Origin of the sequence: Selenomonas ruminantium subsp. ruminantium ATCC 12561 (genome assembly GCF_000424065.1) — a bacterium.
Classification (GTDB): Bacteria; Bacillota; Negativicutes; order Selenomonadales; family Selenomonadaceae; genus Selenomonas_A; species Selenomonas_A ruminantium.
On record NZ_AUJE01000014.1, the window covers coordinates 69,747 to 82,585 of the forward strand.

The window sequence follows — 12,839 nt, forward strand, 5'->3', positions numbered from 1 at the left end:
ACTGGTAATAGAACAGTTCCTTAGGGAGTGTGGATGATTTTGCAAAAACTTGTAAGCAAATTGTCGCAAATGCTGGTAACCCTTGTGGGCGTCAGTTTTCTGACTTTTTGTTTGACCTATCTGGCACCGGGCGACCCGGCGGCGATGCTGCTTGAAGCCGGTGACACGATTGTTTCGCAGGAAACCCTGGACAAGACCAGGGCGGAGCTGGGGCTTGATAAGCCGTTCCTCGTGCAGTATGTCAACTGGGCGGGCGGTGTGCTCCATGGGGATATGGGCATGTCTTACTCAGCTAAGAAACCGGTAACGGATAAACTGCTTGAAGGCTTTGCCGGAACCTTGACGCTGGCGGCCGTGACGATTGTGTTTGTCCTGCTCATATCCCTGCCACTGGGGATATGGTCGGCTGTGCATCGCAATGGCTGGCAGGATTATCTGGTGCGGACGGTTTCGTTTATCGGCGTATCCATGCCGACCTTTTGGCTCGGTCTTATCTTTCTCTATGTGTTCGGCCTGAAGCTGGGCTGGTTCCCGATTGCCAAATCGGCGGTGACGGCACAGGGCATTGTTCTGCCGTCTCTTACCTTGGCGCTTTACATGTCGTCCAAGTATATTCGTCAGGTGCGCACGGTATTTTTGGAGGAACTGCAGCAGGATTATGTGGTGGGCGCAAGAGCCCGCGGCCTTTCGGAACGGGCAATCCTCTGGAAGCATGTTCTGCCCAATGCCATATTGCCGCTGATTACGCTCTTGGGCATGTCCATTGGCTGGCTTTTGGGCGGCGTGGCCGTAATCGAAATGGTGTTTTCCTGGCCGGGTATCGGCAACATGGCGGTGCGGGCGATTTCCATGCGGGATTATCCGCTGATTGAGGGCTTTGTGCTCTGGATTTCCATTGTGTACATGGCCATCAACGCCTTGGTGGATTTGTCCTATGTCTACCTTGACCCGCGTCTGAAGAAGGAGGCCCATTGATGACGGTTTTTCGGGAAAATAAGTTATTTGCTTTTTATACGGGGCTTGTCGTGCTGATTGTGCTCTTAGCCATCTTTGCGCCATACCTTGCGCCGCAGGACCCCATGGCGGGAAATATGAAATTGGTTCTGCAGACGCCGTCTGCGGAACATTTCCTTGGCACGGATAAACTCGGACGGGATATCTTCTCCCGCATCCTATGCGGCACGCAGATTTCGCTCTTTATGGCCCTGTGCCTTGTGGCCCTGATTGCCATGGTGGGCACATTGGTCGGCGTACTGGCCGGTTTCTTTGGCGGCTGGCTCGAAACGATTCTCATGCGTTTTGCGGATATGATGCTCGCATTCCCCGGTATCGTGCTGGCCATCGCCATTGCCGGTATCTTAGGCGGCAGCGTCATCAATACCATTTTGGCACTGCTCGTTGTCAGCTGGGCAAAATATGCCCGTCTGGTGCGCAGCCTTGTTCTGCGTTTGCGCAATCAGGACTTTATCCAGGCGGCCAAGATTCAGGGGGCGAAAACCAGCAGTATTCTCTGGCGTCATATCCTGCCCAATGTTATGCCCATGGTGGTCATCACTGGAGCAATGGATATCGGCACCATGATGATGGAAATTGCGGGGCTCTCTTTTTTAGGCTTTGGTGCACAGCCACCGACGCCAGAATGGGGCCTGATGCTCAACGAGGGCCGTCAGTATATCCAGACGGCACCCTGGCTTATGATTTATCCGGGCCTGGCCATCTTTATTGTCGTAGCTATATTTAATCTGTGGGGGGACAGCCTGCGGGATGTTCTCGACCCACGGCAGGAATAATATATTTTTTATAAAGGGGTAGATGTTTGCGATGAAAATGTTCAACACGAAGAAGTTATGGAAAGCCGTCAGCCTCGGCCTGTGCGGTGCAGCATTGACCGTTATGCTGGCTGGCTGCGGTGCGGATAATAGCAGTAGCGCCGACAAGGGCGTACTCAAAGTCGGTGTGACGAACTTTGCCGATACGCTCGAACCCACGCAGAATTTCTTTGGCTGGGTGGTTATGCGTTACGGCCTCGGTGAATGCCTGACGAAGTTTGACGATAAGATGAACGTACAGCCCTGGCTGGCCGAAAGCTGGAGCATCAGCGATGACCATACGACCTGGACGTTCAAAATCCGTGAGGGCGTAAAATTTTCCAACGGCAATCCGCTGACGGCGGAAGCAGTCAAAGCTTCCATTGAACGCGCTTTTGCCAAGAACAACCGCGCCGCTACGTTCTTCAAGTACAAGGAAATCAAGGCCGAAGGTCAGACCCTGACCATCGTGACGGAAAAGCCCATGCCGAATATGCCGGGCTTCCTGGCTGACCCGCTCTTCATCATCGTGGACACCAGCGCCGAAGGCAGCCGCGACTTTGCCAAGGAAGGCCCCATCTGCACCGGCCCGTACATGGTGGAATCCTTCGTGAAGGAAAAAGCCGTGATGAAGAAAAACCCCAACTACTGGGATGGCGAAGTGCCGTTTGAAACCGTAGAAATTCCGTCCATTGACGACCCGAACACCCGCGCTATGGCGCTGCAGTCCGGCGAAGTGGATATGGCCGTGAATATTGCGGCTGGCGATATGGATACCTTCCGCGGCAACGACAAGTTCTTCGTGGATGAAATTTCCTCCCTGCGTGTCGTTCTGGCTCGTCTGAACCAGAAGGGCATCCTGAAGGATGACAAAGTGCGTGCTGCACTTATCTGCGGCTGTGACCGTGAAACCTATAACAATGTCCTGCTCAAAGGCACCTTCCTGCCGGGCAAGGCTCCTGTACCGCCGTCCATGGACTATGGCTTTGACCAGCTGACTGACCCCAATGCCTATAATCCGGAACGCGCAGAAAAACTGCTCGATGAAGCAGGCTGGAAGGATACGGATGGCGATGGCATCCGTGACAAGAATGGCCAGCCGCTGAAGCTCGACTTCGTTGTGTATAACAGCCGTGCCGAACTGCCGCTCTACGCCGAAGCTGTACAGTCTGACCTCAAGAAACTCGGCTTTGACATCAACATCAAGACCGTTGACTATAACCTCGTTGATCAGATGGGCATCAAGGGCGAATATGACCTCCTGATTTCCAACATCACCACGGCCAACACCGGTGACCCGGAAATCTTCCTCTCCTGGTACTGGAAGACCAACAACAACGGCGACAACCCGCAGAATGGTTCCGGTTACAGCAACCCGGCACTCGATGCTAAGTTCAACGAACTGGCCGCTGAGTTTGACAAGAGCAAGCGCCGTCAGCTGATTATCGACATTCAGCAGATTCTCTTAAACGATGGTGCAGCGCTGTTCCTGGGTTATCCGCAGACCAACATCATCAGCAACAAGGTTCTGTCCGGCGTGAAGATGTATCCTTCCGATTATTACTGGATTACGAGCCTGATTAAACCGGCGAAATAAGTAAAGGAAGCAAAGATGCTTTTAGATGTAAAGAATTTATCGATTGCCTATCAGGGCAAGCCTATGGTGTCCAATGTCAATTTTGACCTGCAGGCAGGGGAGATTATGGCCATTGTCGGGGAATCCGGCAGTGGCAAGACCTCTGTGATTCGGGCGATTTTGGGCTGTCTGTCCGGCAATGGACAGGTAGAGGGTGGCCAAATCAACTTTGGCGGCCGTGATATTGCCCATTTGAGCAATAAGGAATGGCTCTCCATTCGCGGCAAGGACATTGCCATGATTTTTCAGGACAGCGGCAATATGCTCAATCCTGTGCAGACCATTGGCAAGCAGTTTGTGGAATACCTCCAGCTGCACAGCTCCATGAGCAAAAGCGAGGCGGTAGAAAAAGCCTGTTCACTGCTTACCCGCATGAATCTGCCCGACCCGCAGCGCGTGATGGAATCCCATGCCTTTGAGCTCAGCGGCGGCATGCGCCAGCGTGTCGGCATTGCCATGGCTTTGGCCTTTGCGCCCAAATTGCTGCTCGCTGACGAGCCGACTTCGGCCCTTGATGTGACCACGCAGGCACAGATTGTGGACGAGCTCATGCAGGTTGTCCACGAAGCAGGTTCGGCCATGATTATCGTCACCCATAATATCGGCGTGGCGGCGCATATGGCGGATAAAATCATGGTCATGGCCGGCGGCAAAGTGGTGGAGTACGGCAGTACGGCAGACGTTATCGAGCGCCCGCAGGCAGAATACACCCAGGCACTTTTGCGCGCTGTGCCGGAGATTGGAGGCACACGCTATGTCGGATAAAGAAATCTTGCTGTCTACGGATAAAATCTGCAAGGAATTTACCAAAAGTGACGGCATGAAGTTTACCGCCTGCAAGGATGTGAGCCTGCAGCTCTACCGTGGTGAAACGCTGGGGCTGGTCGGTGAGTCCGGCTGCGGCAAGTCCACCTTTGTGCGCACGATTATGGGCCTGCATCCGGCCGACAGCGGCAAAATCTTTTTTAAGGGCGAGGATATCACGCGCCTTTCCGGTGAAAAACGCCGGGCAATGGCCAAGAATATCCAGATGATTTTTCAGGACCCTTCTACGGCCTTTAATCCCAAGATGCGGATTCGCGATATCATCTGTGAGCCGCTGCGCAACTTTGCCAAGGTTTCCGATAAGGAAGCCGAGGCTAGAGCTGTGGCGCTTTTGGAGCAGGTGGAACTGGCGCCGGAAATCGCCCTGCGTTATCCGCATGAACTCTCTGGCGGCCAGCGACAACGCGTGGGCATTGCCCGGGCGCTTATCCTGGAACCGGAGGTCATCATCTGCGACGAGGCAACCAGTGCCCTGGACGTGTCCGTACAGGACAGCATCGCCAAGCTCCTGGCCAAGTTGCAGCGGGAAAAGGGCGTCAGCTATATCTTTATCTGCCATGACTTAGGCCTTGTAAGTCTCATCAGCCATCGGGTGGCGGTTATGCAAAACGGTCAGATTGTTGAAGAACTGGCAGGGGATAAGATTGCGCAGGCACAGCACCCCTATACGAAAAAATTGCTCAGTTCGGTGTTTTCCGTGAAAAAAAGGGCCTAAAAAATATTTTTTAGGTATTGAAGCCAGGATTTTTTTATGGTAAACTACTTAGGTATGTGGACGGTCCTCTGAGTAGGCATGAGCTTGCCACGAACGTCTGATTAAGGAGGAAAAAACAAATGAACATCATCGAGACTCTGGAGAAAGAACAGCTCCGCAGCGACATTCCCGTATTTGCACCTGGCGACAAAGTTCGCGTACATGCAAAGATCGTCGAAGGCAACCGTGAGCGTATTCAGGTATTCGAAGGCCGCGTAATCGCTCGTCAGGGCGTTGGCGTTCGTGAGACTTTCACCGTTCGTCGTGTATCCTACGGCATCGGCGTAGAACGTCTGTTCCCGGTTCATTCTCCGCGTATTGCCAAGATTGAAGTTGTTAGCCGCGGTGTTGTCCGTCGTGCAAAACTTTACTATCTGCGCAACCTTACGGGTAAAGCTGCTCGTATCAAAGAAAAACGCTAATCTGCGTAACGGTAGGGACTGCTTCCGAGCAGTCCCTATTTTTGCGTAGGATAGCCAAAACACATTAAGAGGAGGACCCTTTTTATGAGTTCATTAGGCGAAGAAGCAAAAGACTGGCTTGTCTCCATTGTCATTGCGGTGGTGCTGGCCTTCTTTATTCGTGAATTTATCGTGGAGCTTTACATTGTAGATGGCCCGTCCATGCGGCCGACCTTGCAGTCGCAGGAACGGCTCGTGGTCAATAAGTTCATCTACAACTTCCGGGAACCCCAGAAAAATGATATTCTCGTATTCGAATATCCCCGCGACAGAAGCCGTGATTTCATCAAGCGCGTCATTGCAACCGGCGGTGATACGGTGGAGATTAAAGCTGGCAAGGTCTTTGTCAACGACCAGCTGCTCAATGAAGATTATATCTTGGAACCCACCCGCAGCGAATATCCCAAATCCACGGTGCCCAAGGGAACCGTCTTTGTGATGGGCGATAACCGCAACAATTCCGAGGACAGCCGTTTTGCCGACGTGGGCTTTGTGCCGTTTGATTTAATCAAAGGCAAGGCCATGTTGGTATTCTGGCCGGTAGGACAGTTCAAGACACTGCCGTAACGAGGGAGGCATAGACGATGAAGTTTATTTCCTGGAATGTCAACGGCCTGCGGGCCTGCCTGAAAAAGGGATTTATGGAGTCATTCTGCAAGCTGGACGCCGATGTGTTCTGCCTGCAGGAAACGAAGATGCAGCCGGACCAGGCCATCTTAGATTTGCCCGGCTACAAGCAGTATTGGAACAGCGCTGAAAAGAAGGGCTATTCCGGCACGGCGGTGTTCTCCCGCATTGAGCCGTTAAACGTCACCTATGGTCTGGGCATTGAAGAACACGACCATGAAGGCCGGGTAATCACCTTGGAATTTCCGGAAATGTTTTTGGTGACGGTCTATACGCCCAATTCCAAGCGGGAACTGGAACGATTGGATTACCGCATGGAATGGGAAGACGCCTTCCGCGATTACCTGTGCCAATTGGATGCGCAGAAACCTGTGGTAGTCTGCGGGGATTTGAATGTGGCCCACCAGGAGATTGACCTTAAAAATCCCAAGACCAATCACCATAATGCCGGTTTTACCGATGAAGAACGCGGCAAGTTTACCGAGCTTTTAAACGCGGGCTTTATTGATACCTTCCGCACCTTGTATCCGGAGCGCACGGGTATCTACACCTGGTGGTCGTATCTTAGAAAAGCCCGGGACAACAACGCCGGATGGCGCATTGATTATTTTGTCACCTCCACGCGGTTGAAGGAAAAAATCAAGGACGCGACCATTCACAATGAAGTTTTTGGCAGTGACCACTGTCCTGTGGGATTGGAAATAGAAAATCCTTGACATGGGAACGGCCATAGGATAAAATTTATACGTTATGTTGAGCTTTTGGGGGATACAGTTATGTATCCTTCCTTGCTTTATAGAATTAGGAGGCAGATTACACTAAAATGAGTATGACGACCAATGAAAATTTGAGAAACATCGCCATTATCGCCCACGTTGACCATGGTAAGACGACCCTGGTTGATGGCATGCTGAAGCAGAGCCATGTGTTCCGCTCCAACGAGCAGGTTGCAGAGCGCGTTATGGACTCCGGCGATATTGAGCGTGAGCGCGGCATCACGATTTTGTCCAAGAACACAGCTGTTATGTACAACGGCGTAAAAATCAACATCGTAGATACCCCGGGCCATGCTGACTTCGGCGGCGAAGTGGAACGTGTTCTCAACATGGTTGACGGCGTTGTTCTGCTCGTTGATGCCTTTGAAGGCCCGATGCCTCAGACGAAATACGTGCTGCGCAAGGCTCTCGAACAGAAGCTGAAGCCGATTGTGGTTATCAACAAGATTGATAAGCCGAATCAGCGTGTAGATGACGTTTATGATGAAGTTCTCGAACTCTTCATGGAACTCGACGCCGATGATGACCAGCTCGATTTCCCGGTAATCTATGCTACGGCTCGTGACGGTATTGCCAAGTACAGCATGGACGATGACAACGACAACCTCGAACCGCTGATGGAAACCATCGTGAAGGAAATCCCGGCTCCGCATGGTGACCCGGACGCTCCGCTGCAGATGATGGTTACGACGCTCGAATCCGATTCCTTCGTAGGTCGCGTAGCTATCGGCCGCATCATCCGCGGTACGGCAAAGCCGAATCAGGCTGTAGCCATCATCAATGGCGACCAGGAAACGAAAGCCCGTATCGGCAAGGTATTCACTTACCAGGGCTTGCAGCGCGTAGAGAGCGAAGCTGCCGGCATGGGTGAAATCGTTGCCCTGACCGGTCTTGGTGATGTATCCATCGGTTACACCGTTGCGGATGCTGAAAATCCGGAAGCGCTGCCGACCATCAACATCGACGAGCCGACCCTGTCCATGACCTTCGGTGTCAACACGAGCCCGTTTGCCGGCCGTGAAGGTCAGTTCGTAACCTCCCGTCACCTGCGTGACCGTCTGTTCAAGGAAATTGAAACCAACGTGGCCATGAAGGTTGAGGAAACGGATTCTGCCGATGTATTCAAGGTTTCCGGCCGTGGTGAACTTCACCTGTCCATCCTGATTGAAACCATGCGCCGTGAAGGCTATGAACTGCAGGTCGGCAAACCGGAAGTAGTTTACAAGACCATCAACGGCCAGCTTTGCGAACCGATTGAAAACCTGACGATTGAAGTACCGCAGGAATACATGGGCGCTGTTATGGAAGGCCTTGGCACCCGTAAGGCTGAACTCACGAACATGACGGAGACGGCCGGTTACATGCGCCTCGAATTCACCATTCCGGCCCGCGGCCTGATTGGTTTCCGTTCCGAACTCCTGACGAGCACGAAGGGTAACGGCATCATGAACCATGTGTTCCATGGCTATGCGCCGTACAAGGGCGATATCCCGGGCCGTACGCGCGGTTCCCTCGTTGCTTTCGAACAGGGCGAAACGACCGGTTATGGTATCTTCTCCCTGCAGGACCGTGGCGTAATGTTCATTGAGCCGGGCGAACAGGTTTATGAAGGTATGATTGTTGGTGAAAACTCCCGCGATAACGATATCGACATCAACCCCTGCAAGAAGAAGAACGTATCCAACATGCGTACGTCTTCCTCGGACGAAGCAATTCGCCTGACGCCGCCGAGAATCCTCTCTCTGGAACAGGCTATCGAATACATCAACAACGATGAAATGGTTGAAGTTACGCCGGAACACATCCGTCTGCGTAAGACCATTCTGGACCGTACGGTGCGTGGACGTAATGCGAAGAACGCACGTAAGGGCTAAGATTTAGGTTAGGTTTACATCTATATGCTAAGACGCCCGGAGGGCAGATAATATTTTCCTACGCTTAGACAAGCTTGTCAAACGCTGCGGAAAAACATCATCTGCCCTCCGGGCTTATTGCGTAGCTGATTGTCACATGCGCGGAGTAAACAGCGTACATAAATAGTCTGTCTTTTTTATTTAACTTATGTTACAATGTAACATAAGGAGAGGTATATGCTAAAGAAGTATTATCATGGAACAAACAAGACGGCCGCAAAAAATATATTAGAAAACGGCATTGATTTAAATGTTGGGCGGTCAAAAAATGATTTTGGAAAAGGATTCTACACGACTGAAGATTACAAACAGGCTGCGCGATGGGCTGGAGATACAGAAAGTTCTGCGGTTGTGGCGTTTTATTGCGATACAGATAATCTTAGTGGAGTTTCTTTTTCAGGATTTACGAGTGAGTGGAAAAATACAATCTATAGTAATAGAGTAGATGGTGCAGATATACATATCGATAAGGATTATGTAGAAGGGCCGCTTGCGGATGGTAAGGCTAGGCAGTTGGCTGCAAGGGTAAAACACGGGGAAATCTCTAAAAATGATTTCTTTCGCCAGATTAGTCAAGCTAATATCGGCAGCCAAATCGTATTTAAAAGTCAGAAGGCAATAAGCGAGCTAAAAAGAGGACATATAATAAATGGAAAGGAAGATGAATGACGATGGAAAGGAGATCGGTTATTGAAAGGTATATTGGTAAAATGTCAGACAGAAATATGGCTTATCGGCTTACATTAATCGAGCTCGTGCGTCGTGGGTATAAAAGAGTCGAAGCTAGAAAAATGATTACCAAGTCGCATCTTGGCGATAGGATGTTCAATGATCCGGTAGTATTCTGGCATTATGACGAACAACGCTGGGCTGACTGGGTAATCCAAGATTATGATATGTTGCATGCAGGAGAAGCGATAACTGCGTGAACTGCTATTTGGGGGGTACATCAATGAATAAGACGCCCGGAGGGCAGATAATATTTTTCCTATGCTTAGACAACAGGCTTGTCAAACGCTGCGGAAAAATATCATCTGTCCTCCGGGTTTTTACAGCGAAAAAATAGCAAAATAAAGTTGTATATGGGCGTAATGGTGAGAAAAACCTTGAAAATTTGCGGAAATGCAGGTATTATAGTATAGATATCGAAATAGACAGGGGGCAGGAATTGATGAAGAAATTTACGAAATGGCAAGGTTGTGGCAATGATTTTGTTTTGTTTGACTGCCTGCATGAAGATATAGAGGACTATGCCGAACTGGCCCGCAAGGTCTGTGACCGTCATTATGGCGTGGGGGCAGATGGCATTTTGGTTGTGCTGCCTTCTGCTGAAGCGGATTTCCGTATGCGGATTTTTAATACCGACGGGAGCGAGGCGGAGATGTGCGGCAATGGCATTCGTTGCTTTGCCCGCTATCTCTATGACTTCGGTCTGACCAAGGAGACGCGCTTTACGGTGGAAACGGGCGCCGGGATTTTGGTGCCGGAGATTGTTCTGGATGGCGGTACGGTCAAGGGCATTAAGGTGGATATGGGTGAGCCGCATCTTTTGGGTGAGGAAATTCCCGTTATCGGCTTTGACGGTCAGCAGGTGGTTGCTCAGCCGATTATGGTTGAGGGCAGGACATATCAGTTCACTGCTGTGTCCATGGGCAATCCGCATTGCGTGATTTTCGTAGACGATGCGGAAAACTTCCCGATTTATGAACTCGGAAGCAAGTTTGAGTCCCATGAACTTTTCCCGCGCAAGACGAATACAGAGTTTGTTGAGGTCAAAGACCGTCAGCATGTGCGCATGCGTGTCTGGGAGCGTGGCGCGGCAGTTACGCTGGCCTGTGGTACCGGCTCCTGTGCAACGGTTGTGGCGGGTATCCTGAATGATAAGCTGGACAGAGCCGGCGAAACGGAAGTGGAACTCGACGGTGGAAGGCTCCGGATTCATTGGGCGGATAACAACCATGTATTTATGACTGGCCCGGCTGAACTGGTGTTCAGTGGTGAGCTGGCCGATTTGGAGGCGTGATTATGCTGAAGAGTATGACCGGTTTTGGTGCCGCTACTGTGGAAAATGATGATTACAAAGTGACCGTGGAATTAAAGGCGGTTAATCAGCGTTTTTTGGAATTGAACTTCCATATGCCCCGGCAGTTTGGGCAGTGGGAGGAAAATCTGCGCCAGCTTATCCGGCAGGCAGCGGCTCGCGGCAAGGTGGATATCTTTGTCAATTACGTTGACAAACGGGAGTCCAAGAGCACCATTCGCGTGGATAAGGGGCTGGCACTGGCCTATCAAACGGCGATGAATGAACTTAGTGATACCCTGCATCTGCCCCGTCCGGATAGTGCGGCGATGTTCGCGGGCTTTCCCGATGTCTTGCAGGTGGAGCAGAGTGCAGAGTTAGACGGCTTGCAGCCGGTGCTTGAAGATGCCCTGCAGCAGGCACTCAAGGCATTTGACGATATGCGTCAGCGGGAAGGCGCGCATATTGCCGAGGATTTTGAACAGCGTTTGGTGAAGCTGGAAGGTATGCGTCAGCAGTTAATCACGCTTGCTCCGGCTATCGTGGAAGAACGCCGTCAGCATTTGCAGGAAGTTCTGGCCGAGGCCCTTGCCGGGAAAGATTTTGACGAGACGCGCATCATTCAGGAAACGGCGCTCTTTGCTGACCGTGTAAACTACACCGAAGAAGTGGTGCGCTTAGAGAGTCATATCGCCCAATTCCGGCAGATTATGGCGGCTGGGGAGCCGTCCGGGCGTAAGCTGGATTTTCTGATTCAGGAATTTAACCGGGAAACAAACACTATCGGTTCCAAGGCCAACAGCAAAGACGCTGCGCAGTTGGTCGTGGACATGAAAAGCGAAATCGAAAAGATTCGCGAGCAGGTGCAAAATATCGAGTAAAGGGGAGATACTGATGGATATCAAGCTCATCAATATCGGCTTTGGGAATATTGTATCGGCCAATCGTATTGTGGCCATTGTCAGCCCTGAATCGGCGCCTATTAAGCGCATTATTCAGGAAGCCAGAGATGGGGAGCGGCTTATTGATGCGACGTATGGACGCAGAACAAGAGCAGTAATCATCATGGACAGCGACCATGTCATTTTATCGGCAGTACAGCCGGAAACGGTGGCACACCGCGTTGAAGATGATGATGACGATGTAAAGACGGAAAAAGAGAAAGAGGACGAAGAATAAATGCGTAAAGGATTATTGATGGTCGTTTCCGGGCCGTCGGGAACGGGCAAGGGCACTGTATGCAGTGAACTTCTTGCGCAGGCTGAGGATTTGGCCTATTCGATTTCCGCCACGACCCGTCAGCCCCGCGCTGGTGAAGTAGACGGCAAGAACTACTACTTTATGGACAAGGCGGATTTTGAGCAGAAAATCGCGGAAGGCGGCTTTTTGGAATACGCCAATGTTTATGGCAACTACTATGGCACGCCACTGGGCAAGATTGAGGAACGCCTGGCCAAGGGCGAGGATATCCTGTTGGAAATCGATACGCAGGGTGCCTTGAATGTGATGAAAAAATGCCCGGACGGGTTGTTTATCTTCCTCGTGCCGCCTTCTTTGGCTGAACTGGAACGCCGTATCCGTGGCCGTGGTTCGGAGACGGAGGAATCCCTGCAGAAGCGCATGGGTTCTGCCTGCAAGGAAATTGAAGACGGCAGGAAGTACAGTTATGTGGTCGTCAATGATACCGTAAAACATGCCGTGCAGCGCATTATGGCGATTCGTGCCGCTGAGCACTGCCGTGTGGATAGAAATCAGGAAATTTTTGAGGAGTTGGCAAAGTAATGAAAGTAATGAGCAAACCGGAAATGAGCATGGTAAACCCGTCTACGGATAAACTGATGTCCCGTGTGGACAGCCGTTATGGCTTGGTGGTCTGCGCCTCCAAGCGTGCCCGTCAGCTGGTGGATGGCGAAGAACTCAAGGAAATCGAAATGAAATCCACCAAAGATGTAACCAATGCACTGGAAGAAATCGCGGAAGGCAAAATCGCCTACAAGATTTCCAAGGCTGACCTCTAAG

16 protein-coding genes are annotated in these 12,839 nt (G+C 51.3%); all 16 read left to right on the top strand.

All coding sequences use genetic code 11. The features are described from left to right. The first annotated feature begins 33 nt into the window (after positions 1-33). The 16 genes from nikB to rpoZ all read left to right on the top strand — a co-directional run bounded on the left by nikB (position 34) and on the right by rpoZ (position 12,838). Positions 34-975 (top strand): nickel ABC transporter permease, encoded by a 942-nt coding sequence (gene nikB, locus G598_RS0106810; RefSeq protein WP_037363457.1) that lies wholly within the window; start codon positions 34-36, stop codon positions 973-975. Beyond that, the gene (nikC, locus tag G598_RS0106815; RefSeq protein ID WP_037363465.1) at positions 975-1,790 is read left to right on the top strand and encodes a nickel transporter permease; all 816 of its coding nucleotides are present in this window, start codon (positions 975-977) and stop codon (positions 1,788-1,790) included. Before nikB ends, nikC begins: the two co-directional genes overlap by 1 nt. 31 nt (positions 1,791-1,821) lie before the next feature. Next, positions 1,822-3,405, top strand: a complete 1,584-nt coding sequence (locus tag G598_RS0106820) for an ABC transporter substrate-binding protein (RefSeq protein ID WP_026766322.1) — start codon at positions 1,822-1,824, stop codon at positions 3,403-3,405. Positions 3,406-3,420: 15 nt separating this feature from the next. Beyond that, positions 3,421-4,209 (top strand): ABC transporter ATP-binding protein, encoded by a 789-nt coding sequence (locus G598_RS0106825; RefSeq protein WP_026766323.1) that lies wholly within the window; start codon positions 3,421-3,423, stop codon positions 4,207-4,209. Then, entirely contained in the window at positions 4,199-4,984 is a 786-nt protein-coding gene (locus G598_RS0106830; RefSeq protein WP_026766324.1) for an ABC transporter ATP-binding protein, read from the top strand. The genes G598_RS0106825 and G598_RS0106830 overlap by 11 nt, the downstream gene beginning before the upstream one ends. A gap of 119 nt (positions 4,985-5,103) precedes the next feature. Beyond that, positions 5,104-5,445: a 50S ribosomal protein L19 gene (gene rplS / locus G598_RS0106835; protein WP_026766325.1), complete on the top strand. Its 342-nt coding sequence runs from the start codon at positions 5,104-5,106 to the stop codon at positions 5,443-5,445. A gap of 84 nt (positions 5,446-5,529) precedes the next feature. Continuing rightward, positions 5,530-6,051 (top strand): signal peptidase I, encoded by a 522-nt coding sequence (gene lepB, locus G598_RS0106840; protein ID WP_026766326.1) that lies wholly within the window; start codon positions 5,530-5,532, stop codon positions 6,049-6,051. Positions 6,052-6,068: 17 nt separating this feature from the next. Then, positions 6,069-6,827, top strand: coding sequence for an exodeoxyribonuclease III (locus G598_RS0106845; RefSeq protein ID WP_026766327.1), 759 nt, complete (start codon positions 6,069-6,071; stop codon positions 6,825-6,827). Between the two features lie 113 nt (positions 6,828-6,940). Next, positions 6,941-8,761, top strand: a complete 1,821-nt coding sequence (gene typA / locus G598_RS0106850) for a translational GTPase TypA (protein WP_026766328.1) — start codon at positions 6,941-6,943, stop codon at positions 8,759-8,761. A gap of 216 nt (positions 8,762-8,977) precedes the next feature. Further along, positions 8,978-9,469: a DUF3990 domain-containing protein gene (locus tag G598_RS0106855; protein ID WP_026766329.1), complete on the top strand. Its 492-nt coding sequence runs from the start codon at positions 8,978-8,980 to the stop codon at positions 9,467-9,469. Then, on the top strand, positions 9,466-9,729 hold the full coding sequence (locus G598_RS0106860) for a hypothetical protein (protein ID WP_026766330.1): 264 nt from the start codon (positions 9,466-9,468) through the stop codon (positions 9,727-9,729). Before G598_RS0106855 ends, G598_RS0106860 begins: the two co-directional genes overlap by 4 nt. Before the next feature lie 242 nt (positions 9,730-9,971). Beyond that, positions 9,972-10,823, top strand: a complete 852-nt coding sequence (dapF, locus tag G598_RS0106865) for a diaminopimelate epimerase (protein ID WP_026766331.1) — start codon at positions 9,972-9,974, stop codon at positions 10,821-10,823. Positions 10,824-10,825: 2 nt separating this feature from the next. Next, positions 10,826-11,701, top strand: a complete 876-nt coding sequence (locus tag G598_RS0106870) for a YicC/YloC family endoribonuclease (protein ID WP_037363472.1) — start codon at positions 10,826-10,828, stop codon at positions 11,699-11,701. Between the two features lie 13 nt (positions 11,702-11,714). Continuing rightward, positions 11,715-11,999 carry an extracellular matrix/biofilm regulator RemA gene (remA, locus tag G598_RS0106875; protein ID WP_026760967.1) on the top strand — a complete coding sequence of 95 codons (285 nt, stop codon included), beginning with the start codon at positions 11,715-11,717 and terminating at the stop codon, positions 11,997-11,999. After that, positions 12,000-12,602, top strand: coding sequence for a guanylate kinase (gene gmk, locus G598_RS0106880; RefSeq protein WP_026766333.1), 603 nt, complete (start codon positions 12,000-12,002; stop codon positions 12,600-12,602). Then, a complete protein-coding gene (gene rpoZ, locus G598_RS0106885) occupies positions 12,602-12,838 on the top strand; it encodes a DNA-directed RNA polymerase subunit omega (protein WP_173437244.1) in 237 nt (78 codons plus the stop codon). The genes gmk and rpoZ overlap by 1 nt, the downstream gene beginning before the upstream one ends. Position 12,839 lies beyond the last annotated feature (1 nt).

What these genes read in the sequence shown, in the direction of transcription:
- nikB (WP_037363457.1), top strand. Translation starts at nt 34, where the DNA reads ATGATTTTGCAAAAACTTGTAAGCAAATTGTCGCAAATGCTGGTAACC.
- nikC (WP_037363465.1), top strand. Translation starts at nt 975, where the DNA reads ATGACGGTTTTTCGGGAAAATAAGTTATTTGCTTTTTATACGGGGCTT.
- G598_RS0106820 (WP_026766322.1), top strand. Translation starts at nt 1,822, where the DNA reads ATGAAAATGTTCAACACGAAGAAGTTATGGAAAGCCGTCAGCCTCGGC.
- G598_RS0106825 (WP_026766323.1), top strand. Translation starts at nt 3,421, where the DNA reads ATGCTTTTAGATGTAAAGAATTTATCGATTGCCTATCAGGGCAAGCCT.
- G598_RS0106830 (WP_026766324.1), top strand. Translation starts at nt 4,199, where the DNA reads ATGTCGGATAAAGAAATCTTGCTGTCTACGGATAAAATCTGCAAGGAA.
- rplS (WP_026766325.1), top strand. Translation starts at nt 5,104, where the DNA reads ATGAACATCATCGAGACTCTGGAGAAAGAACAGCTCCGCAGCGACATT.
- lepB (WP_026766326.1), top strand. Translation starts at nt 5,530, where the DNA reads ATGAGTTCATTAGGCGAAGAAGCAAAAGACTGGCTTGTCTCCATTGTC.
- G598_RS0106845 (WP_026766327.1), top strand. Translation starts at nt 6,069, where the DNA reads ATGAAGTTTATTTCCTGGAATGTCAACGGCCTGCGGGCCTGCCTGAAA.
- typA (WP_026766328.1), top strand. Translation starts at nt 6,941, where the DNA reads ATGACGACCAATGAAAATTTGAGAAACATCGCCATTATCGCCCACGTT.
- G598_RS0106855 (WP_026766329.1), top strand. Translation starts at nt 8,978, where the DNA reads ATGCTAAAGAAGTATTATCATGGAACAAACAAGACGGCCGCAAAAAAT.
- G598_RS0106860 (WP_026766330.1), top strand. Translation starts at nt 9,466, where the DNA reads ATGACGATGGAAAGGAGATCGGTTATTGAAAGGTATATTGGTAAAATG.
- dapF (WP_026766331.1), top strand. Translation starts at nt 9,972, where the DNA reads ATGAAGAAATTTACGAAATGGCAAGGTTGTGGCAATGATTTTGTTTTG.
- G598_RS0106870 (WP_037363472.1), top strand. Translation starts at nt 10,826, where the DNA reads ATGCTGAAGAGTATGACCGGTTTTGGTGCCGCTACTGTGGAAAATGAT.
- remA (WP_026760967.1), top strand. Translation starts at nt 11,715, where the DNA reads ATGGATATCAAGCTCATCAATATCGGCTTTGGGAATATTGTATCGGCC.
- gmk (WP_026766333.1), top strand. Translation starts at nt 12,000, where the DNA reads ATGCGTAAAGGATTATTGATGGTCGTTTCCGGGCCGTCGGGAACGGGC.
- rpoZ (WP_173437244.1), top strand. Translation starts at nt 12,602, where the DNA reads ATGAAAGTAATGAGCAAACCGGAAATGAGCATGGTAAACCCGTCTACG.